Genomic DNA, 23,765 nt, shown 5'->3' on the forward strand with positions numbered 1-23,765 from the left:
TAATTATGAACGATGAGCAGTTGCAGCGTTATAGTAGGCAAATCATGTTGCCAGAATTTGATTACCAAGGTCAGCAAAGTTTGCTGAATTCTAGAGTGCTCATTATTGGGTTAGGTGGCTTGGGTAGTCCTGTGGCTCTTTATTTGGCGTCAGCTGGCGTAGGCACTTTAGTTTTGGCAGACGACGACGTGGTGGATCACTCCAATTTGCAGCGCCAGATTATTCATGGCGAAGTTGATGTGGGAGTCAGTAAAGTGGCGTCTGCCCAACAGAGTATTGCTGCCCTTAACAGTGACGTGCTAGTGGTGGCTTTACATCTGCGACTTAAAGGTGAGGTACTGGCTGAAGAGGTGCAAAAGGCCGATATTGTATTGGATTGCTGTGATAACTTAACCACTCGTTTAGCAGTGAATGAGGCCTGTTTGCGGCACCAAACACCTCTGGTTTCCGGTGCTGCCATTCGTATGGAAGGCCAAGTTACCGTGGTGGACCCGCGTCAACCAAACACACCCTGTTACCATTGTTTGATGCAGCTCACAGGCGAGCAAGAACAAAGCTGTTCAACCAATGGTGTGATGGCGCCACTGGTTGGTATTATTGGCGCGATTCAAGCTATGGAGGCCATAAAAGTGCTTTCTAACCTTGGTCAGCCATTGGTGGGTAAGCTGTTGTTATTGGAAGCAAAAACTATGCAGTGGCAAACTTTTGGTTTACCTAAAGATCCGCACTGTCCAAGCTGCGGCACGATTTAATTTTTTTCAGGTTATTTGCTTTTTTTTAGCATTTTTTAAGTTAGTGTGGGCGTAGGTGCTTGACTCTGAATCTCAATGGTTTAATATACGCGCTCTCTGCGGAGGGGTGGCAGAGTGGTCGAATGCAACGGTCTTGAAAACCGTCGTGGGTTAATAGCCCACCGAGAGTTCGAATCTCTCCTCCTCCGCCATTTTATTTGTGCAGGTGTGGTTTTATAACGGCGTCTGAGTAGTAACGTATTAAGAACTTCATACTATGCATTAAGGGGCATAATCTACCAAGCCCCGCAGAGAATTTGGGTCGTTAGCTCAGTTGGTAGAGCAGTTGGCTTTTAACCAATTGGTCGGGCGTTCGAGCCGCCCACGACCCACCATATTAAACCGTATCAACCGGTTAATGTTGATAAACATATTACAGTAGGCTGTACAGCAGTAAAAATCAGGTAATAAGGGGCGCAATCTACCAAGCCCCAAAGAGAATTTGGGTCGTTAGCTCAGTTGGTAGAGCAGTTGGCTTTTAACCAATTGGTCGGGCGTTCGAGCCGCCCACGACCCACCATCACAAGAAAAAGCCCTCGCTAGGAAACCAGTGGGGGCTTTTTTGTGGCCAAAATTAAGCCGCGATTTTTGAATACCCATGGTTGAGTCCTATCAGTGTGCTCATATATCAATACCATATTGGGCCAAGGGTCTGCAGTGGTACGCAAGATAAGTTCGTTATAGCATATAGGCTGAGGTTCACTGTAGTGTCTTGGCCCACCGATCCAATGCCATTTAGGTAGAATGATGAAACCTCTTTGTGGCCCGTGTATGGTTTTTAGCTGCGCAACCTCATGGTGTTCTATCCACCAACCTCGTTGATGTTGTGGATTAAGGCCGATATCTTCTACAACGGTGGATTGCCAGTTTTCATAGGCGTAGAACAACATGCCTGTTAACAGCAGTTGCTGCCGTGTTGGCAGGGGCACATGTTGTTGCTGCAAAAAATCCAACGCTTCTGCGGTCTGGCTTAATGACAGTTGGTGTTGGCGTAACCGGTCCCATTTAAGGTCCAGACGATCGTGTCCAGCGGGGCCGACAAAGTCTATTAGCTGGGTGCCGCCTTTTTTGAGTAAATAGAACTTTATGGCAAGCTCTAAATGGACTATTTCTGAAGATTTATTTTGGTAGATTAGGTCCAGCTCCCCAAGTGTACGTTCAGGGGTTTGGATAACGAGGTTGCGGGCTATGATGTTGTTGGTCGACGATGACGCAAACAAGCGATCTACACAATCTTCAAAATGTTTTCCCAGACGATAAGCCGGCTGAGCAGGATAGGTGCATAGGCACATCGAAGATAGGTCAGTTTCATGAACCGTATCTTGAGGCTTAAAAATGGTCACTTCTGGCGTGGCTGACATAAGGGGTTGGCTTTGTAATAACCAATTCACGTCTTGTTGAATGTCCACCTTGATAGGGCTGCCAGATTGATGATTTTTTTGATCTTGTTGGCCCACAATAGACGACCCTAGGTTACCATTTAATAACTGAGTATAATGGCAGAGATGAACGCGATACAACTACAATCCTATTATGATCAAACACCTAGGGCCAGACGTATGGCGCTTGTGAGCGTGGGTTTGGTGATGATGATTTGCTCTTTAGCCTTATCAGCAGTGAATATTGCCATACCTCGTATTGCTGAGGACTTGCAAGCTAGTGCTATGGCGGTGAGTTTGATTCCTGTGGCTATGTTGTGGGGCAATGTGGTGTTTTTATTACCCATCGGCCGTATCGCAGACATTGTTGGCCGCAAGCGTGTATTTGTCAGTGGAATGGTATTATTTATATTGTCTTCTCTGTGTGTTTTGTTACCGCAATCTATTGGATCCTTGTTGCTGATTCGCGTGGCACAAGGCATTTCTAGCTCTATGGTGTATGGCACAAGTATGGCGATTATTGGCGTGGTTTATGCTAATTCAAACCGTGGCCAAGCCCTAGGGATTGCATCATCATCGGTATATCTAGGGCTAACCCTTGGTCCTTTAATAGGAGGTTGGTTAACTGAGCACTGGGGCTGGAAAAGTGTATTTTGGGCACCTATTCCGATCTTAATTTTGTGTTTAGTGGTACTGTCTACCTACGTAAAAGGCGATTGGAAATCATACCTTAGAGCTAAGTTTGATTGGCAGGGTAGTTTGATTTTTGCAGCTTGGGTCAGCGCATTTATGATGGGGTTGTCGCGCTTAACTGATTGGCGATTTGCACTGTTAGCTATCTTAGGATTGATGTTGTTGGCTATTTTTGTGTGGCATCAATCGAAAATCGAATCACCTTTAATACGGCTCTCTGCGTTGAGGGCTAATCGCATTTTTAACCGTTCTTTGTTATCAGCTTTCTTTATTTATGGCTCTAGTTTTTCCATGGTTTTTTTGCTGAGTTTGTATTTGCAGTATATTCATCAGCTTAGTCCCAGTGAAGCGGGCCAAATCCTGTTGATTCAAACCCTGATCATGATGGTGTTAGCGCCAATAACTGGCCGCTTGTCAGATCGCTTTGAACCTAGGGTATTATCGACCTTTGGTTGTCTGCTATTTGTTATTGGTTATGCCATGTTGTTTAGGCTAGATATGCACACCTCTTTACAGTACGTGATGCTGGCATTAGTGTTTTTAGGTTTGGGCTTTGGTTTCTTTTCTTCCCCCAATAACAATGCTGCTATTGGCTCGGTGCCTGCAGATAAATTGAGCATTGCTGCAGTGTTGCTCAATTTGGCACGTACTATGGGCAATATGGTGAGCTCTGCAATTGTAATGACACTCTTTAGTGTCACCATGGGTGGCGCGGCGATCACCGCAGAACTTTACCCGCAGCTTTTGTTAGTGATCAAAATCACCATGGTTTTGTCTGTGTGTTACGCATTGATTGCTGCTACATTCTCCTACCGACGCGGCACTATTCATTAGTTGGGCTGAACACCTAAGTACTTGATAGCAGTAATGTCATAGCCTTTGTTTAGGTTGTTTAGCTCTACTCTATCATCTAACTTTTTGCCAATAAGCGCCAAGGCAAGGGGCGAGTCTATGCTGATATAACCCGAACTAGGGTTAAGTTCGTCTGCGCCAACAATCCGATAATGCCGTTCATTGTCATCGTCGTCAATTAAGGTGACCCAAGCACCAAAATACACTTTATTTGGATCGGCAGGTAACCCTTCTACCACCTTGATATGATCAAGGCGTCTTTGTAAGTAAAGAATGCGGCTGTCCATCTCGCGGAGCATTTTTTTGCCATAAATGTATTCGGCATTTTCTGAACGATCCCCCAAAGCGGCGGCTTCCTGCACAGCTAGAGTGATCACTGGACGTTTGTTACGCCACAGATCATCTAGCTCATCTTTAAGTGCCGCTGCACCTTCTGGGGTGATTAAAGGTGAGCGTTTTGGACCTGGTGGGCGGTAGCGCCCAGCGAAACGCTGGTTTGCAGGTTTCATAGGGCACAGAGCCTCGAAATGGCCACAGGAATTGTGGTCTCTACTCGCATAATTCGAGGGCCAAGGGAGAATGGTATAAATCCTTGTTCGGCCAATTTATCCACTTCATAGTCAGTGAAGCCGCCTTCAGGGCCAATGGCTAAAGTAGTGGCCTTTTTATTTGCGTTAGGGCATGGGTGAGCACTGCGGGGATGGGCCACAAGGCGACGGCTATCAGCTGCCCATTGGTTAAGATTATCTTCTACGTAGGGCTTAAATAACTTGGCTTTGTGCACCAAAGGCAGTTGTGTAGTGCCCGCTTGCTCTAGGCCTAAAAGTAAGTTTTCATAAATGCTTAGAGGCTGCAAAAATGGTGTTTGCCAATAGCTTTTTTCCACTTTAGCACTGTTTAATAGGGTGATTTCGCTTACTCCTAGGGTGGCGCAAGTCTGTAATATTCTGCGCATCATTTTAGGTCTAGGTACGGCAAGTAGTAATTTTAAAGCAAGGGGTGTGGGGCCGTCTTGGTTAAGTGTTATTTCAAGCTGAGTTTCGTGCTCGCTGTGGGCGATTACCTTGCCTAAGCCAATAGCGCCATTAACCTGACCTACTCTAAGGGTGTCGCCAATTACTGGCCTAATCACTTTAGCAAGATGGGTTTGGCGACGAGGGTCGGTAATTTGAATTTGTCCCATGGAAGACAGTTCATCAACGTTAAAAAGTAGTATATTCATAGCTGCACAGTATAATGGGTCATTACATATATGTGTTGGAGTTTGTGTGGTTATTATTGGAATTGCAGGCCCCTCGGCTTCGGGCAAAAGTCTGTTGGCTAAAAATATAATCGAAGGCTTCGATTCAGATCAAGTGGTGATGATGTCGGAAGACAGCTACTATAAAGATCAACGTAATATGTCTAAAGCACAGCGTAATCTCACCAACTATGATCATCCAGATGCTATGGATCATGAATTAATGGCGCAACATCTCACTGCGTTAGCAGCGGGCCAATCCGTTGAGCAGCCTATATATAGTTTTTATGAACATTTACGAGAATCAAAAACAGTTGTAATGAAACCTTGTAAGGTGCTGATTGTTGAGGGTATTCTATTGTTCACTCAAGAACAGTTACGGTCTTTGTTTAACCTGCGCATTTTTATGGATGTGCCGTTGGATATTTGCTTAATTAGACGTTTAGAGCGCGATGTAAATGAGAGAGGTCGGGATTTGAAGTCGGTTTTAACTCAGTATCAAACTACCGTAAGACCAGGCTTTTTTAACCATGTATCACCATCTCGTGAACATGCGGATTTAATCGTGCCAGAAGGTGGTGAGAATCCAGCCGCTATAGAATTATTAAAAGCCCGTGTCGCTCAAATGCTGACGTAAGCTTAACTTGGAGACATACGATGAATAAAACTTTAGTACTTACTGCCATCTGTGCAGACCGCCCTGGCCTTATTCAAATGCTTTCCGAAGTTATTTATAGTCATGAAGCCAGCTGGGAAGAATCTAGTATGGCCCACCTTGCTGGGCAGTTCGCTGGCATTCTTACGGTCAATGTAGATGAAAATGTGATCCCATCTCTGGAAAAAGACCTCCGTGGGTTAAGTAATCATGGTATGTCCGTAACCTTAAATGAGAGTATGGACTCCGCAGATGCTGCCAACCAACACACCATTTGGTTAGACCTAACCTGCCATGACAAGCCTGGCATTATGCGTGAAGTGTCTAACGTGTTTGTTGCACAAGGTGTAAGCATACAAAGTTTAGATACAGAAGTGGTAAGCGCGTCAATGTCGGGTGGCGACATGTTTGTTGCTGGCGCTCAGCTGCTAGTGCCGAAGGATTTTGACATGGAGAACTTGCAACAAGCCCTCGAGGGCTTGTCCGATGACTTGATGGTGGATTTGGCTCTGGCTGACGAGGAGTAGATTGGCACGTCGCCTATACTCCTAGCAAAGGGGTGGGTGAACTAGCAGAGCTCGTCTAGCTTCTTCTTAAACAGGCCATTCACTTGGCCTGGGTTAGCTGAACCTTTGGAGGCTTTCATTACTTGGCCCATAAAGAAGCCTAGCATTTTGCTTCTCTTTTCTACTTCTGCGTCAACATATTGTTGTACTTGCTTAGGGCTTAGTGCAATAACTTCGTCTATCATGGCTTCGATGGCGCCCATGTCGCTGACCTGTTTAAGGCCGTTGGCATCAATAATATCATCGACTTCGCCAGCTTGTTGCCACAACTCATCAAAGACAGTTTTGGCACCTTTGCTGTTTATAGTGTCATCCTTAACACGGCTAATAAGTTGGCCAAGGTGCACTGCGCTCACGGGTGCTGCATCAATTTCAACGTTGTTTTGGTTCATGTATTTAGCAAGTTCACCAGTCACCCAGTTGGCACTAAGTTTGGCGTCGTTACATATGGCAACCACCGCTTCAAAATAGTCGGCTAAAGCTCGGCTCGAAGATAGCACACCGGCGTCGTATTCGCTTAAGCCGAGTTGGTCCACAAAACGGGCACTGCGTTGGTCTGGCAATTCTGGCAAGCTTTGACGAATGGCATCAATGTAGGCGTCGTCAATTTCGACAGGTAACAAATCTGGGCAAGGGAAATAACGATAATCGTTGGCTTCTTCCTTGCTGCGCATAGGGCGGGTTTCGTTCTTATCAGCATCGTAAAGGCGGGTTTCTTGTGCGATCTTGCCGCCATCTTCCAAAATATCGATCTGCCGTTGTACTTCTACGTTAATAGCGCGTTCGATAAATTTAAAGGAGTTGATGTTCTTTAATTCGGCGCGGGTGCCTAATTTTTGTTGCCCTTTAGGGCGAATAGACACGTTGGCGTCACAGCGCATAGAACCTTCGGCCATGTTGCCGTCTGAAATGCCAATGGTGGTGACGATAGCGTGCATTTTACGCATATAGGCCACCGCTTCTTTAGCATTACTCATGTCTGGCTCTGATACGATTTCTAACAGTGGTGTGCTAGAGCGGTTAAGGTCAATGCCCGTCATGCCATCGTAGTCTTCGTGCAGAGACTTGCCTGCATCTTCTTCAAGGTGAGCACGGGTTACACCTACACGCTTAGTACTGCCATCTTCTAGTTGTATGTCCAAGTGGCCTAAACCCACAATAGGGTGATCCATTTGGCTGGTTTGATACCCTTTTGGCGAATCTGGATAGAAGTAGTTCTTGCGGGCAAATACAGAGTGTTTGCAAACCTCAGCATTAATAGCGGTGCCAAAGGTCACGGCCATACGTAATGCTTCTTCGTTAAATACAGGCAATGCACCTGGCATACCTAAATCTACCAAGGTGGTTTGAGTGTTAGCTTCTGCGCCAAAACCCACTTTAGCGCCAGAAAATAATTTAGATTTGGTGGCTAACTGAACGTGGATTTCTAGACCAATGACAATTTCCCAAGACATAATTAAGCTCCCTTTTCTTCGTTAGATACGGGCATGCCTTTAGATGTTGGTATTTGCAGGTGCCAATCGGTGACTTGTTGATACTGGTGGGCAATGTTCAACAGCTTTGCTTCGGCAAAGTAGTTACCCATAATTTGCAGCCCTACTGGGCGGCCATTAACAAAACCAGCTGGAGTAGACATGGCTGGAATACCAGCCATATTGGCAGATAAAGTGTAGATGTCTTCTAGGTACATAGCCACAGGATCTTTGCTATTGCTGCCTAAATCAAAAGCAGGGGTTGGAGCTACGGGGCCCATGATAACGTCCACTTGAGACAGGGCTCGAGTAAAGTCGTCTTTAATTAAGCGTCGAATGCGTTGGGCTTTAAGGTAATAAGCGTCGTAATAACCTTCAGATAATGCATAGGTGCCCACCATGATGCGACGCTTCACTTCGGTACCAAATCCTTCAGCTCGGGTGCGGCAATAAAGGTCCATTAAGTCTTCTGGTTGGTCACAACGGTAACCATAACGGACACCGTCAAAACGGCTTAAGTTGGAAGAAGCTTCTGAAGGTGCGATGACGTAATAAGCCGGAATGGAAAGTTCTAGGTTAGGCAAGCTAATATCAATAATTTGCGCACCAAGGCCTTCAATCTGCTTTAAGGCGTTCATAATGCATTCGGCCACCTGAGGGTTAAGGCCTGAGCCAAAAAATTCTTTGGGTAGGCCTATCTTTAAGCCTTGTAGAGGTAGGTTTAAATCAGCGGTGAAATCAGGCGTCTCTTGTTGCACACTAGTGGAGTCTAGCTCGTCAAAACCTGCCATAGCGTTAAGCATAATTGCTGCGTCTTCTGCTGTTTGGCACATAGGTCCGGCTTGGTCTAGGCTAGACGCGTAAGCAATAATACCAAAACGCGAAACACGGCCATACGTAGGTTTGATGCCCGTTAAGTTACAAAAAGAGGCAGGCTGACGAATAGAACCGCCTGTGTCGGTGCCGGTGGCAGCGGGCACAAGACCTGCTGCCACTGCGGCGGCAGAACCGCCAGAAGATCCACCCGGCACGGCGTTTAAGTCCCACGGATTTTTAACAGCACCAAAAAAACTGCTTTCGTTAGAGGAGCCCATAGCGAACTCATCCATATTAGTCTTGCCAACACATACTGCACCGGCAGATAACAAGCGTTGCCCTACGGTAGATTCGTAAGGTGGTACAAAGTTCGCCAACATTTTAGAAGCAGCTGTGGTGACTTGGCCTTGGGTGCAAAATAGATCTTTGTGGGCGAAAGGAACACCCGTGAGTATGTCTGCGGTGCCAGCAGTAAGGCGCGCATCAGCGGCATCTGCTTGGGTTAAGGCAAGGTCTTCTGACAAGCTAATAAAGCTGTTGTAGATTGAATCACGGGCCTTAATGTCAGCAATAATGTCTTGAGTGATTTCACGGCTAGAGTATTCTCCAGCAGCCAAATCTTTAGAAATTTGAACTAGGGTTTTGTTGGTCATGGTTATGCTGTCGCTTTGTTAATCGAATACGTTAATCAAGTACTTTAGGCACAAGGTATAGGCCGTCTTCCGTAGCAGGCGCTATAGCGATAAAGGCTTCACGTTGGTTGTCGCAAGTGACTTCATCTTTACGCAGGCGTTGTGTTGCATCGTGAGGATTGGACAGAGGCTCTACACCATCGGTATCTACTTGTTGCATCTGGTCGATAAGGGACAAGATGCTGGAAATGCTATTAGCGTAATCGTTAGTTTCGCTATTGATGACTTGCAAACGGGCAAGAATGGCGATCTTTTCGATGTCAGCGTTTTCTAAGGCCATAATGTTCTCGATTGAGGCTATATTAATCACCTGAGCAGAAGTTGAACTTTTTAGTTCAATTACACTCAAAATGGTATTGAAATTAGGCTGCTAAATTGAAGCAGAACTTTAAGTTAATTTGCAGCAAATGTATAAGAAGCAAAAAAGGGCTCTAATTTAGCATAAATTGCGCCGTTGGAAAACGAATTAACCTTGCTCAAATGCCCCTTGATTGTTAATATTTAACACTTAGTAGCAGCGGTTTATGTAGATCGCAATTATTCTCCGATTAGAGCCAATAAACTAGTATGTTTAAAAAAATCCGCGGCCTATTTTCTAGCGACCTATCTATTGATCTAGGTACCGCTAATACCCTAATTTATGTCCGTGACAAAGACATTGTACTTAACGAGCCATCAGTAGTTGCAATTCGTACTCATGGTAACCAAAAAAGTGTAGCTGCAGTAGGTGCCGATGCTAAACGCATGTTGGGACGCACGCCTGGCAACATTATGGCTATTCGTCCTTTAAAAGACGGTGTGATTGCAGATTTCCATGTTACGGAGAAAATGTTGCAGCACTTTATCCATAAAGTACATGAAAACAGTTTTATGACACCTAGTCCTCGGGTGTTGGTGTGTGTGCCGTGTAAATCTACCCAAGTTGAACGCCGCGCTATCAAAGAATCGGCCATGGGCGCAGGTGCCCGGGAAGTGTACTTAATAGAAGAGCCTATGGCAGCCGCAATTGGTGCAGGTTTGCCCGTTGAGCAGGCCAGTGGCTCTATGGTGGTTGACATCGGTGGTGGTACCACTGAAATTGCCATCATCTCTCTTAACGGTGTGGTTTATTCAGAATCTGTACGTGTGGGTGGTGACCGTTTTGACGAATCCATTATAGCTTATGTGCGCCGAAACTATGGCTCCCTAATTGGTGAAGCCACTGCGGAGCGTATTAAACAAGAAATTGGTACAGCATATCCAAGTACTGACATCTTAGAGATTGACGTCAGAGGCCGTAACCTTGCGGAAGGTATTCCACGTAGTTTTACACTTAACTGCAACGAAATTATGGAGGCTATGCAAGAGCCGTTATCCACTATTGTTCAGTCTGTTAAGAGCGCCTTGGAGCACTCGCCACCAGAACTAGCTTCCGATATTGCCGAAAGTGGTATTGTGCTCACCGGTGGCGGCGCATTGCTGCGTGATTTAGATCGTTTGATCAGTGAAGAAACGGGTTTGCCAGTTATTATTGCAGAAGATCCTTTAACTTGTGTAGCACGCGGTGGCGGTAGGGTCTTGCAGATGCTTGACGATAGTACCTTTGACTTACTGGCCAGAGATTAAACTGTTCAATTTAGAATAAAACAACGGCGGGGTGGCTTAAGCAATCTCGCCGTTGTTGCTTTAGCACGATTGGATCGTTAGGAGACTTGTTATCAATCCTTTGTTTAAGGGCCAATCTACTGTTAAAAAATTCATTACTTACGGTTTGATTTGTCTCAGTTTAATTATTTCTGACTACCAGTTTGATCAAATGCAACGGATTCGTGCGTGGCTCTCATTGGCTGTTACTCCCGTGCAATGGCTGGTTGATGTGCCTCAACGCTCATGGACTTGGTTGGATGAAAGGTTGCAGGTTCGTGATGAACTGATTGCCGAAAACAAACAATTAAGAGCCAAAACCTTGCTGGCCGAAAGAAGAGTGCAGAAGCTAGCCGCGCTCACTGTGGAAAACTTCCGTTTGCGCGACCTGCTTAATAGTAGCGAACAGTTAGACGAAAAAGTCACCGTCAGCGAACTTGTTGGTATTAATTCGGACCCCTTTACCCATCAGGTGATTATTAATAATGGTTTTAATAGTGGCGCTTTTGTAGGCCAGCCGGTGCTCGACGCCACTGGTGTCATGGGGCAAATAATTTCCACTTCCGCTTTTACTAGCCGAGTGTTATTAATTACTGATGCAGATCATGCCATCCCCGTGCAGGTGAACCGTAATGGTTTACGCACCGTGGCCTATGGCCTAGGTCAATATGATTATTTGGAACTACAAGACCTCTCTGATACAGCCGATATTGAAGTAGGCGATATATTAGTTAGTTCGGGGTTGGGTTTACGCTTCCCCAAGGGTTATCCTGTAGCGCAAGTGATTGAGGTGCGACATTTTACCGGGCAAGACTTCGCTAAGGTGTGGGCTAAACCCACAGCTCAACTAGATCGCTCACGCCATCTGCTATTGATCGAAACACCACAGCAGCAAAATCTAGCTCAACAGGACGGTAACTAATGGTTATGCAAAGGGCTCATAATCGCGGGGTGCCTTTTATAACCCTGCTTGCCGCCTTTATGCTAACCGCGTTACCTATGCCCGAGTGGGTGCAGTGGGGTTGGCCAGAATGGGTTTTAGTCGTCTTCATTTATTGGGTCATCGCCTTGCCCCATCGGTTTGGCTTAGGCTGGGCGTTCATATTGGGATTGTTGCTTGATCTATTACAGGGAAATCACCTAGGGGTTAATGCGCTAGCTATGGTAGTGGTGACTTTTTTTACTATGCTAATGTACCGTCGTTTGCGCATGTACCGTTCTTGGCAACAAGCCGTTGTGGTGTTTTTTTTAGTGGCCATTAACCAATGTATTACCTATTGGTTTCAAGGGATCGGCAGCAACGCTAGCAGTGGTTTGTGGTTTTTGTTGCCAGCGCCAATAAGTGGTTTGCTTTGGTTGTGGTTATTTGTTGTGTTACGTGGCATTCGCCGAGCGTTTAAAGTCACTTAAGGTAAAGGATAGAGCCGCACAATGAACGAAGAAATTCTCATTAATTTCAGCCCCATGGAAACCCGCGTGGCGGTGATTGAAAATGGCATGCTACAAGAAGTTCATCTAGAGCGTAATGACCATCGTGGCATTGTGGGCAATATCTATCTGGGTAAAGTTGCTCGTGTTTTGCCAGGCATGCAGGCTGCGTTTATAGAGATTGGCTTAGAGCGCGCAGGATTTATTCATGTGGCTGATATTGAACCACAAAATGGCCAGCCACATTCAGATGAAATCGCACAACTAGTAAGAGAAGGACAAAGCTTGCTAGTGCAAGTGCTAAAAGACCCCATTAGCACTAAAGGCGCCCGCCTTACTACCCAAATTTCTATTCCATCACGCTACTTGGTGTATTTGCCCGGAAGTGACCATGTGGGCATATCTCAGCGTATCGAAGATGAAGACGAAAAGCAGCGCCTTAAACAATGCATAGAGAGCTACTTAGCTCAGCCTGCAGGGCTGCAGGATACGTCTAAACTCACCGAGTCTGAATTCACCAAGGAAGGTGTTATTGTTCGCACTGTAGCTGAAGGCGTTAGTGAACAAAGCCTGCAGCAGGATGTTGATTTTCTAAGGCGCTTATGGCGCCAAGTCAGCCAACAAATTGCCGCTGGCAAAGCTCCTCAAATAATCTATCAAGATCTACCCTTAGCGCTCCGAACCTTGCGAGATATTGCCCATCCGCAGATCGAGAAAATTCGCATCGATTCAAAAGAAACGTATCAAAAAGCTACGGAATTCATTGATCAGTTGGTGCCAGATATGGCCACTAAGTTAGAACATTACCCCGGTGGGCGACCTATTTTTGACCTCTATAATGTAGAAGACGAGATTCAAAAAGCCCTTGGGCGCAAAGTGCAGTTAAAATCTGGTGGTTATATCATTGTTGATCAAACCGAAGCTATGACCACGGTGGATGTTAACACTGGGGCTTATGTAGGGCATCGTAACCTAGAAGAAACCATATTTAAGACCAACCTTGAGGCGGCAACCGCTATAGGTAGACAGCTTAGACTGCGTAATCTTGGCGGCATTATTATTTTAGATTTTATTGACATGCAAGATCTAGAACATCAGCGCCAAGTGGCTCGAACCTTAGACCGCGCGTTAGCTAAAGATCACGTTAAAACTAAAGTGTTAGCATTGTCAGAACTAGGCTTGGTCCAAATGACACGAAAACGCACGCGCGAAAGCCTCGAGCAGCTTTTATGCGAGCCCTGTTCTTCGTGTGAAGGTACGGGCACCAATAAAACGCCAGAAACTATCTGTTACGAAATATTTCGAGAAATTCTGCGGGCCCATAGAGCTTACGACACGAATACTTATTTGGTACTGGCATCACAAGCTGTCATCGATCAACTTCTAGATGAAGAAGCTCATCGTTTAGCAGAGCTAGAGCAGTTTATAGGTAAGACCATTTCCTTACGGGTAGAGCCCATGTATGTTAGCGAACAGTACGATGTGGTGTTGCGTTAATGGTAGCTAAAATCATCCACTGGTTAATGGCTGGTGTGTGCCTATTGTTAGTTGTGTCGGCGCTGAGTTTATCTTGGTTACGCTGGGGTATTGATCATCATCCGCTATACCATCAATGGGTTGAAAAAGAAGTTAGTAGAGCCATTGGGCAAGAACTAAAGTTAGAGTCTTTTCAAGTGAGGTTAGTAGGTACAGGCTTACGGCTAAGCCTAACAGGTATAGAAACCGTAGAAGGTTTAACCCTCGCTCGTTTAGCTTTAGGCGTTGATTTATGGGAGTCCTTGCAAGAGGACATGTTGCGCTTATCCCATGTTCAAGCTACGGGCTTGGCCATCAATGTTGGGCAGCAAGAAGACGGTAACTGGACCCCTCAGACTACCAGTGAAAATGGGTCTCAAACTGTTCCCCAGCTCATGCTGGCAGTAGCAACCAGAGTGCCTCAATTATTATTGCATGACATTAGCCTTACCCTAATACCCAACCAAGGCCGGCCTATTAGCATACCTAAGTTGAATGCTCAGGTACATGTGGCAGCAAATACTGGCCTTGGATTAACGCGGATTATGTTATCTCTACATGGCGATACCGATACTAATACCAAAGCACTAGATTACGACTTAGAAACCCAAGTAACTCTTGATATTAAAACCAACGAAACCATCCAGCGCGCGCAAATCTATTTGCACACTAATGGTTTGGAAATAGCCCCTTGGCTGTCATTGTTGGTACCCGATGAATCATTTCTTCACCTGGAGCGTTTGCGCTTGGGTGGCAAGTATTGGTTAGATTATCAGGTTAATAAACATCTTCAATTAGTTACTGAAAGTGCCCAATTACAGCTCCTTACACCCACTGATCAGGTAGATTTGATAGGTGACATCAGAGCAACTAGCCTGCTAGACGAGCAGGTAACTTTAGATTGGCAATTAGCAAATTGGAATCTTACAGGGCAAGCGTTAAGTGGGCAGATTAATGATGTGGCTTTGCCCTTCAGCGAACTGCAGGCCCATAAAATAAATCAACGGCTCGTTGTGGGCAGCCCTAAACTCCATTTGGCTAATGCACAAAAATTATTGAACACCATTAAAAGTTTGCCAGTAAAGATCAATTTACCTATTCAGTCGTTAGCACCGAAGGGCTGGGTGCACCAGGCTCAGTTGCATTTAGATTTTCAGCAGCAGCTAGAATTTTTGTTTACCGGTAATATGCAGCAAGTGAGTATCGATGCATGGTCTGGGGTGCCGCAAATAAATCAGGCTGATGGCCATATCTGGCTCAACCGCTATGGTGGCAAGGTGGTCATTGATGACATAGATGGTTTGCAGTTGCGCATTACTAAACTTACTTCGCTGCCATGGCAGTTCAGTGGCTTACAAGGGGAGTTCAATTGGCGCTACGGTGCCTTGGCTAACCGTTTTAACTCATCCAATATGAATGCCAGCTTTGACCAAGGGCATATTAATTTAAAAATGGCGGCTGCGTTTCCTCGTAAAGGTTCAACTGCAGAACCTTTTATACAACTGGCTTTGGGTATGCAAAATCTCGACCTAGGCACCCTGCCTGGTATGCTGCCAGACATTGTACTCGGCGGCAAGTTGGGCGCCTGGCTGGCGACGGCAGCACCTATTGGGACGCTCACTGAAGCCGCTCTAATTTACAACGGCCGTCCAGGCGATATTGCAAACGCTGTTGGCGTTATGGCAAGGTCTATGCCTATTGCGGCACATGTGGAAGCACCAAGTTTTAGTTATCACCAATATTGGCCCCAAGTCCAAGGCCTAAAGGCTAATTTGACATTAGACCATAAAGGCGCACTAGTAGAAGTTCAGACTGGGTCTGTGGAGCACAGCCAAATAACCCAGTCGGTGAAAGGTTGGCGAGTTGAAGTTCCTGTGCTCCAAACAATAGATAAACAACGCCGTTATATAACAGTGCAAGGGCAAATAGTAGGTGAAGCTTCGCAGCTGATGACTTTGGCAGAGGAGTTACCGTTGAACCTCAGCTTACCCACATGGTTGAACGCGCTAAAACCCCAAGGGGAAGTGTCTTTACATGGTAGTTTAGCGATACCTTTTGGTCATAAATCAAAAACAACCTATGACCTTAAGTTATCTAGTGATAGCGTCAATGGTTATTGGGCGCCCTTGCAAGCTGATTTGCGCCATGTTGAACTTGAAGTTGGCTTGAGCTCTGCCCGCGGGGGTATTGGAACTATTACTGGTAATGGCCTTATAGACGGCCAATTGATCACCTTTAAGCGCCTATCCAAAGTTGATCTTGCAAAACCCTGGTTGTCTCAAATCCCTAATAAAATTTTGCGCGACGTCAATGCTAACTTAACTGCAAAACAAGATAATCTAACGATGGAATTTGAGGGGCGATTACCATCACATTATTTGGCAACAAAAGTTAACCAGCCTTGGGCACAAGAAATCTCAGGCGCACTACCCTTTGTTGCAAGGTTGTCTACTTGTGCTCAAACAGCAGCTTTGTGTACTTCGCTAAGCGCAGAGGTTGATTTGACTAAAGCGGGTATAGATCTGCCAGCTCCTTTGAGTCAATTACAACAGTTACAGTTGCTAGGCCATTGGCAGCAAGATCATCAAAATTGGTATGCCAGTATAGATCAGCATCAGGTTGCCGTTAAACTGGGCCCTGAGGAGAACTCTAGTGGTTTAAATGTATTAGGTACAAATGTAGCTTTTCAAGGTGCCGTTGATTGGGCGCAGCAGGGGCAATGGACTCTTGGTGGGCAAATAGATTTTGTGGATTTGGAGCCATGGTTGGACGTTTATCAAAATCGTTTCCAAACGTGGCGGATAACAGCAGACAAAGAGCCTGCAGCTGTAGTATTACCCGAAATAGATGTGAAAATAAAGCGAACAACCTGGAATGGTCTAGATGTCGACCAAGCCTCAATAACACTAGAGCCGCTTGCTGAATCAGGTGATTTTTTAACGTTTAAACCATGGCGCTTACGACTTACATCAGAACAGTTAGCTGGCAAGATAGACTATTTTGGCGTTGAGCACCCATTAATGATCCACGTTGACTACGTCCATGTAAACTTTCCAGAACCAGCAACAGAAACGGATGAAGATGAAGACTTACTAGAAAATTTTGATCCTAGCAAATTGCTAGATGCCGACGTAACGATTGATGAGATAGTTAAGAATGGTGAATCTTTTGGTCAGTGGCAGTTTAAAATTCGGCGTCAGGGCACTCAAGTTAATGTACATGACTTAGATGCGTACATTCGACACAGCTATCTGCAAGGTAATCTAATTTGGGATAAAACCGACGGGGCTCATCGCACTCAGTTTACTGGCCGTGTTGCATCTAGTGATACTGCCAGCATGCTAGTGGACTGGGGCTATAATCCTTCGTTTGTTGTCGAAACGTCTGCTATTGAGGTGCAGTTAGATTGGCCTCGCTCTCCCTTGGCATTTGCGGTAAAAGAAGCCAGTGGCGATTTAGGCCTGCGTCTTAAGAAGGGCAGCTTCTCTTCTTCACCAAATATGACCAAAGGCTTAAGAGTTTTAGCTCTGCTCGATATGAGTCGACTCATGCAGCGTCTGCAACTGGATTTTTCTGACATCATTCAGCCAGGCTTTAGCTTTGACAGTATCGCTGCCCAGTATCATTTTGAGAATGGCTTTGCATCAACTGTCTCACCTTTGACGCTGAAGTCTGCGACGTTGCAGTTAGCAATGGACGGTTGGATTGATTTTAATCGGCGACAAGTAGACAATAATTTAATTGTTACCTTGCCGGTGGTAGATAAGCTGCCTTTAGCTGCCTTATTCGCTGGCCTACCACAGCTGAGTGGCGTCATATACTTGGCTAATAAACTTATTGGTGATGAACTGGCTACCTTTACTAGCGCCCGCTACAGTGTGTTGGGCTCCCTTGATAACCCAGATATCACATTGGTGAAGATGTTTGATAAAGACTACCAACAACAGTCTATTCAGGAGCGCATTGAAAATGTCATCTCAATTGAGTGAATCTAGCCCAGTTTCAAGTCAAGCTATTAATTTAACTGGACCAGGCCCTGCCGTTGCCGTAGTGCAGCTTGTTAGCAAGCTCAGTGTTAAAGATAATTTACTAGCAGCGGCATTGCTGATCCAGCGGGCTAGCTTGCAGGGCGCACAGCTTGTTATGCTGCCAGAGAGTTTCGCAGTGTTTGGTGATCCACAAATGGTGGCTTATGGTGCAGAAGCTGCTATACCAAAACGAGGATTACGTCTGTGGTTATCACAGCAAGCCAAGGCTAATAAAGTATGGCTTATTGGCGGTACCATACCTTGCCAGGAAGGTATAAAAGATCTTAACAAGGTCCGTTCGTCTTGTTTTGTTTACGACCACGAGGGAGCTGAAGTAGCTCGCTACGATAAAATTCATATGTTTGATGTGGACATTGCCGACAGTCATGGCAGTTACCGTGAATCGGATACCTTTGAAGCTGGTGATGAACTGGTGGTGATTGATACGCCTGTAGGTAAGGTGGGATTGACCATTTGTTATGATTTACGTTTCGCAGAAATCCACGCTAAGCTGGTAGATTTAGGAGCTCAGATCATAGTTAATGGTTCGGCCTTTACCAGAACCACAGGCCAAGCACATTGGCACACGTTATTGCGTGCGCGAGCTATTGAGACTCAGTGTTATATTCTGGCTGCATCTCACGGTGGTCAGCACGATCATCGGCAAACCTTTGGCCACTCTATGATTATTGATCCGTGGGGTGAAATTATAGTGGAACTAGACGAAGGTCCAGGCATAGCTGTAGCACGAGTCAATCTCGAGCACTTACAGTCAATAAGAGCCGCCTTTCCGTTACAATCGCAACGACGATTGAAATAAAAAAGCCGACAAATTTGCCGGTTTTGTATCAGACGGTGTTATTAAAACTCTTCCCAATCGTCATCACTTTTTGGGGCAGGTTCTGGTTGAGGCGTAAATGCCGGCGTTGTCATTTCTGCCAAAGCTTCTTTACCAAATACTTCTTCAGCAGATTTTAGTGGCGCAGCCGTAGGGGTGTTAATACCAGAAGTAGTCACTTTAAAGAAGGAGATTTGATTCTTAAGTGCTTTAGTTTGATCGCTTAACGAATAACTAGAAGCCGAAGACTCTTCAACTAAGGCAACATTTTGTTGGTTAACATTCTCTAGCTGACCTACAGCAGAATTGATCTGGTTAACTACTGTGGTTTGTTCACTAGTTGCAGTGGCAATTTTGGCTACAATATCGCTCACTTTAGTGATCGACTCGCTAATAGAGGATAAAGATTCACCGGTCTGGTTCACTAAGCTACGGCCCTCTTTTACCTTGTTGGAGCTGTCGTCAATAAGTACTTTGATGTCCTTGGCGGCATCGGCTGCCCGTTGGGCAAGGGTTCGTACTTCCCCCGCTACTACTGCGAAACCCCTACCATGTTCACCGGCTCTGGCCGCTTCAACAGAAGCGTTAAGAGCTAGCAAGTTGGTTTGGAACGCAATACCGTCAATCAAGGTAATGATAGGAACGATTTTACTACTAGATTCTTCGATATCACTCATGGCTTGAACAGCTTTGTTTACCACTTCTACACCGTTGGAGGAATCTTTTTGTGTACCCATTACTAAGCTACTTGCCTCATTAGCACGGTTAGTGTTGTGCTCAATGGTGGCAGCCATTTCTTCCATGCTAGAAGACGTCTCTTCTAATGAAGCACTTTGCTCACTTGTGCGCTGGGAAAGGTCATCAGAGCCACGACTAATAGCGTTGGCGTTTGAAGCCACACTATCTGTTGCTTGTAACACGGCAGACACCGTTTTTTCCATGTTCTCAACAGAACTATTAAGAGCCGATGTTAAGTCGTCTAAGCGGCCTTTGTACTTGCCAGTGATGCGCTGAGTTAAATTACCATAGGCCATCTTTTCTGCCATCGCAGTGGTTTCGCTTAGAGCTTCGGCAATGGCACTGATAGAGTTATTGACGCCCATCTTAAGCTGATCTAAATCGCCTTTAAGTGGGGTGTTTACTCGTAAGTCAAAATCACCTAACGCAGCCGCATTCATCACTTGGTTAATTTCACCAATGGCCTGTTCCATGGTCTCCATAGTGCGGATTAGTGTGCTGCGGAAATTACTTTCAACCTCCACACCCTCTAAACGATAACCAAAGTTACCCTTAGCGATCGCGTTTAGTACCTGCTTAAGGGCATCCATAGTTTTCTCTACACTGTCTGCAGAGTTGTTCACACCATCTTTTAAGGTGGCCAAGTCGCCCTTGAAATTAAGTTCAATACGATTGTCGAACTGACCTTTAGATACGTCTGTCACCACTCTATTGACAGCTCCAATAGCATTTTGTAAGGATTCTAAATGCTGGTTAACTGCCCCTGCCATTTGACCAATTTCATCGGTTGAAGAGATATCCTTATTGCGTAGTGAGAAATCACCAGATTCATCTAATTTTGTAAACAAGCCAGATAATGAGCGAATTGGCCGGCCTATCGATGCTGATATAAAGTAGGCAAAAATTAAGATAAGGATAATGCCAATAATGCCAACTTTTAGCATCAGAATTTTAAGCTCTTCAACGGGTGAAAAGGCTTCAGACTTGTTGGTTTCGGCCAGTAAAGCCCACTCAGTATCTAAAATATTAACTGTTGTGTAAGCGGACAGTATAGATTTCCCTGCACGGTTGACGATAAACTGTGACCCTGTTTTTCCTGCGAATGCAGATTTAACAGCCTCTGATTCTACACGCCCTAGTTCAGGGTCAGCAAACGACGCTTTAACAGTATGATTGATCGGGTCAAGGAAAGAGTCAGATCGCATTAAATAATCATAGCCCACTAAATAGGATTCCCCTGTTGCACCCATGCCAGAGCGCTCACCCATAACTCTATTTACACCCTGTAGAGAGATTTGTAGGGCAACAATCATTGCTATATTGCCATCAGCACTTTTAATGGGTTGGGCAATAAAACTGGCGGGTTCACCATTACTGGGGGCATAGGGTTCAAAATCACCAAACCCAAACTCGCCAGTAGTTATTACTTGTTGAAACAGCCGGCCCAGGTGAGATTCAGCATAAGTGCCATCAATAAGGTTGGTTTGATAGTCAGCCTGTTTGGCGGCGGTATAAAAAATATAGCCATCTGGGTTAATTAGGAATAGGTCGTAATAACCAAATGTTTCAATGTAGGTAGTGTAATAGTCTTTTTCTCCACCAGCCCTGTTTAGATTAAAGGCTTCGAAAGCGTTATTGTCTAACAACAGGGCTCGTTCTAAGGTTTCCCTGAGTACGTCAAGATCATCTTTAGTCGATTGAAAATAGTCTTCTATTTGAGTTTTCTTAATGCCACGTACAGCTTCAAGTTGATTGAATGATTGTTGTTCCAAAGCTTTGGTTGCACTATCTAAAGTGGCAATACCTAGTGCTATGAAAGGGATGATGCCGACTAACAAAAAAGAAGTGATAAGCTTTTTGCTAATGCTTAGGTTGGCAAGCCAATTCAACATGGGGGAACTCTCTGTGTGCAAGCATTTGCAAAAACCATTGCAAAAACTAGGTAATTATTATGTTAGAAACAGATTACACTTGTACTTGGTACATGGCTAGTCTGTTTAAACACTTAATCCCATTGTAACAGTGTAAGTGTTTTAAGGGGGGTTACAGAAGGCCTCAAATTGGCATGTTTATGTCACCCCAGGGGTATTTTTTATTGCTGTTTGTACCTAGTTTCTTATGGGGCTGCCTAGATCAAGCATACTTACAATACGAGCTTGGGTATCACTAGATCGCGCTAAGCGTAAGAAAGACTCTCGCTCGGCATCGTACAAATCCTGTTCACTCATCATGGTATTGGCCTTTACCTTACCGCCGGTAAAAATACGCGCTAATTCGCTGCCTACAGCAACGTCATGTTGGGTAATTTTTTCTTGGTCTTCAGCTTCGAACAACCAGTCCATCATTTCACGATAGGTCTCTTCACCAGCCATAGGTAATGGTTTGCGGGGTTTGGCTTTTTTGACCTTATCAAGCTGCGATAGAGCTTCGCTTAATAAACGATCTCGATTCATCATGTATTGATCTTCAGGGTAAAGCATTGCCTGTTCAGTGGCTTCTAGAGGTGATTTTGCCGTCCAGCCATAACCAACAATCATAAACGCTTTCCATGCGGCAGCTTTGATGTCGCCAAGCACTTCATACCAACGGTATAGGTACTCTTTACAACCGCCACCACCTGGCACCACGCCAACGCTAGCTTCTACCAAACCCATAACCGAGTTGGCGTGTCCAATAACGTGATCAGCTGCTAACACTACTTCAAAGCCACCACCAATGGACATGCCAGCCGGAGCAGCAATTACGGGTAATGGGCACTTATTAATGGCGTGCATGGTTTGTTGAAAATGATGAAGGAAATTATCCATGCCAGTATAATCTTCCGTTTCAAAGAACCCACGGAAGGCCGTTAAATTAACCCCACAAGAGAAATGCTGGGCGTCATTATGTAGCACAACACCACGCAATTGGCGGTTTTGGGCGTGTTCCAGAGCGTGTCGAATAACATCCATAGATTCCTTATCTAGGGCGTTGGCCTTGGAGTGAAACTCTACAATGGCGGCGTTGTCGTGCACAAACCAGCTGGCTTTAGCATTACTGTATTCAGGTGTTAAAGTTTGACGTAATTCAGAGAAACGCAGCATTCCTGGTGGTCGTTCTATAGCAACGTATTCACCGCACTGGTCTAAACTACATAATTGCTGCTCAATAACTTGGTAAAACCCTTGTTTCTTAGCAGCCAGTAACAATATGGGCGCTACTTTGCGATCTTCTTGTTGCATGCGTTCAACCACGCGTTGAGCACCAATCTGGTCTAATAATTCAAACGGGCCATAAATCCAGTTGTAGCCTAATTTCATAGCGTCGTCGATGGGTAAAATGTTGCTGCCTATTTCTGGGATTAGTGCAGCTGCGTAGTTTAGAGTGCTAGACAGCACCTGCCATGCAAAGCGCCCGTAAACACTATCGTCATCTAATAACGCGGCTACGCCTTCGGCTTCCGCTTTTTGTGCCAACGGCAACTGTAATCGGGTTGTTGGTTTGTATACCCCAGTAATCAAGTTCAATGCTTCTCTGCCAGATTCCGTGTCTCGGTAAAAACCTTGGCCACCTTTATTTCCCGTTTGTCCATTGTCAACCATTTGGGTCATCAGGGGGATTGGTTGTGCGTATTGATGGAACTCGTCGCCTGCTGGCAAAATACTTTCTAGACTTTTGGCAACGTCGGCCATGAGGTCGATACCTATTAAGTCGTATAAACCAAATACGCCCGTTTTAGGGATGCCCATGGGGCGGCCAAATAAGACGTCAGCTTCGGTGGGTGATAAACCCAATTTAAATGCTGTATGTAGTGCGCATTGGATTGCAAATACGCCAACACGGTTACCCAAAAAACCTGGGGTGTCTTCACACACCACAACGCCTTTACCTAGATTGCTTTCACAAAACTGGTCTAAGGTATCGATCACCTCGTCACGCGTGTGTTCGCCACGTACAAGTTCTAACAAGCGCATAAAGCGCACAGGATTAAAGAAGTGGGTGATGGCAAAACGCTCACAAAAGGCCTGTGGCATTCCTTGAGTGAGTAGACTGATAGGAATGGTGGATGTGTTTGAAGTGACGATGGTGTCTGGGCCTGTGATGGCATCAATACGCTGGTATAAGGCTTGTTTAATATCCAAACGTTCAACCACAGCTTCTGCTATCCAATCACAATCAGCTAACTGCTCAAAGTCGTCCTCGGTGTTGCCACAGTGAATGAATTGGCCCGCTTCATTACTCATTAAACCTGGAGAATTTACGTTTTGTAGGCGTTTAAATCCGCGTTCAGCTAACGCGTTAACGCTGTCCCCAGAACTGGGTAGATCTAATAACCATACTTCCACACCAGCATTAGCTACTTGGCCTGCAATACCTGCGCCCATAGTACCGGCACCTATGACCGCAACCTTTTTAATGGGTGTTTTTGCCGATAATGAATTGTTGATTAGTTTGGCCAT

18 protein-coding genes and 3 tRNA genes are annotated in these 23,765 nt (G+C 45.4%); 13 read left to right on the plus strand and 8 right to left on the minus strand.

Translation table 11 applies throughout. The features are described 5' to 3' along the window. Positions 1-5: 5 nt before the first annotated feature. The 4 genes from ABXT70_RS02880 to ABXT70_RS02895 all read left to right on the plus strand — a co-directional run bounded on the left by ABXT70_RS02880 (position 6) and on the right by ABXT70_RS02895 (position 1,311). Positions 6-752 carry a HesA/MoeB/ThiF family protein gene (locus ABXT70_RS02880; protein WP_443641680.1) on the plus strand — a complete coding sequence of 249 codons (747 nt, stop codon included), beginning with the start codon at positions 6-8 and terminating at the stop codon, positions 750-752. 100 nt (positions 753-852) lie between these two features. Next, positions 853-943: transfer RNA gene (locus tag ABXT70_RS02885), tRNA-Ser, on the plus strand. Positions 944-1,050: 107 nt separating this feature from the next. Further along, positions 1,051-1,126, plus strand: a tRNA-Lys gene (locus ABXT70_RS02890). A 109-nt stretch (positions 1,127-1,235) separates the two neighbouring features. Next, positions 1,236-1,311, plus strand: a tRNA-Lys gene (locus ABXT70_RS02895). A gap of 19 nt (positions 1,312-1,330) precedes the next feature. On the opposite strand, the gene ABXT70_RS02900 is transcribed toward ABXT70_RS02895, so the two are convergent. Further along, a complete protein-coding gene (locus ABXT70_RS02900; protein WP_443641681.1) occupies positions 1,331-2,248 on the minus strand; it encodes a DUF1853 family protein in 918 nt (305 codons plus the stop codon). Positions 2,249-2,350: 102 nt separating this feature from the next. On the opposite strand from ABXT70_RS02900, the gene ABXT70_RS02905 reads away from it, so the two are divergent. After that, on the plus strand, positions 2,351-3,697 hold the full coding sequence (locus ABXT70_RS02905) for an MFS transporter (RefSeq protein WP_443641682.1): 1,347 nt from the start codon (positions 2,351-2,353) through the stop codon (positions 3,695-3,697). On the opposite strand, the gene greB is transcribed toward ABXT70_RS02905, so the two are convergent. Together greB and ABXT70_RS02915 are read right to left on the minus strand one after the other, a co-directional pair. Beyond that, on the minus strand, positions 3,694-4,224 hold the full coding sequence (gene greB, locus ABXT70_RS02910) for a transcription elongation factor GreB (RefSeq protein ID WP_443641683.1): 531 nt from the start codon (positions 4,222-4,224) through the stop codon (positions 3,694-3,696). The genes ABXT70_RS02905 and greB overlap by 4 nt on opposite strands. Then, positions 4,221-4,937: a 16S rRNA (uracil(1498)-N(3))-methyltransferase gene (locus ABXT70_RS02915; RefSeq protein ID WP_443641684.1), complete on the minus strand. Its 717-nt coding sequence runs from the start codon at positions 4,935-4,937 to the stop codon at positions 4,221-4,223. The genes greB and ABXT70_RS02915 overlap by 4 nt, the downstream gene beginning before the upstream one ends. A gap of 46 nt (positions 4,938-4,983) precedes the next feature. Between ABXT70_RS02915 and udk the strand changes: the two genes are divergently transcribed. Continuing rightward, complete coding sequence (gene udk / locus ABXT70_RS02920; protein WP_443641685.1) at positions 4,984-5,592, plus strand: uridine kinase; 609 nt, start codon at positions 4,984-4,986, stop codon at positions 5,590-5,592. A gap of 20 nt (positions 5,593-5,612) precedes the next feature. After that, positions 5,613-6,137 carry a glycine cleavage system protein R gene (locus ABXT70_RS02925; RefSeq protein ID WP_443641686.1) on the plus strand — a complete coding sequence of 175 codons (525 nt, stop codon included), beginning with the start codon at positions 5,613-5,615 and terminating at the stop codon, positions 6,135-6,137. Positions 6,138-6,178: 41 nt separating this feature from the next. Here the strand turns inward: ABXT70_RS02925 and gatB are convergent, their stop codons facing one another. Genes gatB through gatC form a run of 3 tightly spaced genes read right to left on the minus strand, consistent with a single transcriptional unit; the run spans position 6,179 to position 9,436 of the window. Further along, on the minus strand, positions 6,179-7,630 hold the full coding sequence (gene gatB / locus ABXT70_RS02930; RefSeq protein ID WP_443641687.1) for an Asp-tRNA(Asn)/Glu-tRNA(Gln) amidotransferase subunit GatB: 1,452 nt from the start codon (positions 7,628-7,630) through the stop codon (positions 6,179-6,181). A 2-nt stretch (positions 7,631-7,632) separates the two neighbouring features. Next, positions 7,633-9,117 (minus strand): Asp-tRNA(Asn)/Glu-tRNA(Gln) amidotransferase subunit GatA, encoded by a 1,485-nt coding sequence (gene gatA, locus ABXT70_RS02935; RefSeq protein ID WP_443641688.1) that lies wholly within the window; start codon positions 9,115-9,117, stop codon positions 7,633-7,635. Between the two features lie 31 nt (positions 9,118-9,148). Next, positions 9,149-9,436, minus strand: a complete 288-nt coding sequence (gatC, locus tag ABXT70_RS02940; protein ID WP_443641689.1) for an Asp-tRNA(Asn)/Glu-tRNA(Gln) amidotransferase subunit GatC — start codon at positions 9,434-9,436, stop codon at positions 9,149-9,151. Positions 9,437-9,723: 287 nt separating this feature from the next. Here gatC and ABXT70_RS02945 point away from each other — a divergent pair, with 287 nt between their 5' ends. From ABXT70_RS02945 to ABXT70_RS02970, 6 genes are all read left to right on the plus strand, one after another. Then, on the plus strand, positions 9,724-10,761 hold the full coding sequence (locus ABXT70_RS02945) for a rod shape-determining protein (RefSeq protein WP_443641690.1): 1,038 nt from the start codon (positions 9,724-9,726) through the stop codon (positions 10,759-10,761). 145 nt (positions 10,762-10,906) lie between these two features. Then, a complete protein-coding gene (mreC, locus tag ABXT70_RS02950) occupies positions 10,907-11,701 on the plus strand; it encodes a rod shape-determining protein MreC (RefSeq protein ID WP_443642472.1) in 795 nt (264 codons plus the stop codon). Continuing rightward, on the plus strand, positions 11,701-12,189 hold the full coding sequence (gene mreD, locus ABXT70_RS02955; protein ID WP_443641691.1) for a rod shape-determining protein MreD: 489 nt from the start codon (positions 11,701-11,703) through the stop codon (positions 12,187-12,189). Before mreC ends, mreD begins: the two co-directional genes overlap by 1 nt. 21 nt (positions 12,190-12,210) lie before the next feature. Beyond that, a complete protein-coding gene (gene rng / locus ABXT70_RS02960; RefSeq protein ID WP_443641692.1) occupies positions 12,211-13,704 on the plus strand; it encodes a ribonuclease G in 1,494 nt (497 codons plus the stop codon). Continuing rightward, positions 13,704-17,711, plus strand: coding sequence for a YhdP family phospholipid transporter (locus tag ABXT70_RS02965; protein ID WP_443641693.1), 4,008 nt, complete (start codon positions 13,704-13,706; stop codon positions 17,709-17,711). Before rng ends, ABXT70_RS02965 begins: the two co-directional genes overlap by 1 nt. Beyond that, positions 17,692-18,570, plus strand: a complete 879-nt coding sequence (locus ABXT70_RS02970; RefSeq protein WP_443641694.1) for a carbon-nitrogen hydrolase family protein — start codon at positions 17,692-17,694, stop codon at positions 18,568-18,570. Before ABXT70_RS02965 ends, ABXT70_RS02970 begins: the two co-directional genes overlap by 20 nt. A gap of 41 nt (positions 18,571-18,611) precedes the next feature. Here the strand turns inward: ABXT70_RS02970 and ABXT70_RS02975 are convergent, their stop codons facing one another. Both ABXT70_RS02975 and ABXT70_RS02980 read right to left on the minus strand, forming a co-directional pair. Next, entirely contained in the window at positions 18,612-21,218 is a 2,607-nt protein-coding gene (locus tag ABXT70_RS02975; RefSeq protein ID WP_443641695.1) for a methyl-accepting chemotaxis protein, read from the minus strand. Between the two features lie 216 nt (positions 21,219-21,434). Then, positions 21,435-23,765 carry a 3-hydroxyacyl-CoA dehydrogenase NAD-binding domain-containing protein gene (locus ABXT70_RS02980; RefSeq protein ID WP_443641696.1) on the minus strand — a complete coding sequence of 777 codons (2,331 nt, stop codon included), beginning with the start codon at positions 23,763-23,765 and terminating at the stop codon, positions 21,435-21,437.

This window comes from Candidatus Njordibacter sp. Uisw_039, assembly GCF_047730075.1.
Lineage (GTDB): Bacteria > Pseudomonadota > Gammaproteobacteria > Pseudomonadales > Balneatricaceae > Njordibacter.

Excerpts from the sequence above, each read along its gene's own strand:
- ABXT70_RS02880 (WP_443641680.1), top strand. The coding sequence starts at position 6 with ATGAACGATGAGCAGTTGCAGCGTTATAGTAGGCAAATCATGTTGCCA.
- ABXT70_RS02905 (WP_443641682.1), top strand. The coding sequence starts at position 2,351 with ATGGCGCTTGTGAGCGTGGGTTTGGTGATGATGATTTGCTCTTTAGCC.
- greB (WP_443641683.1), bottom strand. The coding sequence starts at position 4,224 with ATGAAACCTGCAAACCAGCGTTTCGCTGGGCGCTACCGCCCACCAGGT.
- ABXT70_RS02915 (WP_443641684.1), bottom strand. The coding sequence starts at position 4,937 with ATGAATATACTACTTTTTAACGTTGATGAACTGTCTTCCATGGGACAA.
- ABXT70_RS02925 (WP_443641686.1), top strand. The coding sequence starts at position 5,613 with ATGAATAAAACTTTAGTACTTACTGCCATCTGTGCAGACCGCCCTGGC.
- gatB (WP_443641687.1), bottom strand. The coding sequence starts at position 7,630 with ATGTCTTGGGAAATTGTCATTGGTCTAGAAATCCACGTTCAGTTAGCC.
- gatA (WP_443641688.1), bottom strand. The coding sequence starts at position 9,117 with ATGACCAACAAAACCCTAGTTCAAATTTCTAAAGATTTGGCTGCTGGA.
- gatC (WP_443641689.1), bottom strand. The coding sequence starts at position 9,436 with ATGGCCTTAGAAAACGCTGACATCGAAAAGATCGCCATTCTTGCCCGT.
- ABXT70_RS02945 (WP_443641690.1), top strand. The coding sequence starts at position 9,724 with ATGTTTAAAAAAATCCGCGGCCTATTTTCTAGCGACCTATCTATTGAT.
- mreD (WP_443641691.1), top strand. The coding sequence starts at position 11,701 with ATGGTTATGCAAAGGGCTCATAATCGCGGGGTGCCTTTTATAACCCTG.
- rng (WP_443641692.1), top strand. The coding sequence starts at position 12,211 with ATGAACGAAGAAATTCTCATTAATTTCAGCCCCATGGAAACCCGCGTG.
- ABXT70_RS02965 (WP_443641693.1), top strand. The coding sequence starts at position 13,704 with ATGGTAGCTAAAATCATCCACTGGTTAATGGCTGGTGTGTGCCTATTG.
- ABXT70_RS02970 (WP_443641694.1), top strand. The coding sequence starts at position 17,692 with ATGTCATCTCAATTGAGTGAATCTAGCCCAGTTTCAAGTCAAGCTATT.
- ABXT70_RS02975 (WP_443641695.1), bottom strand. The coding sequence starts at position 21,218 with ATGTTGAATTGGCTTGCCAACCTAAGCATTAGCAAAAAGCTTATCACT.
- ABXT70_RS02980 (WP_443641696.1), bottom strand. The coding sequence starts at position 23,765 with ATGGCCAAACTAATCAACAATTCATTATCGGCAAAAACACCCATTAAA.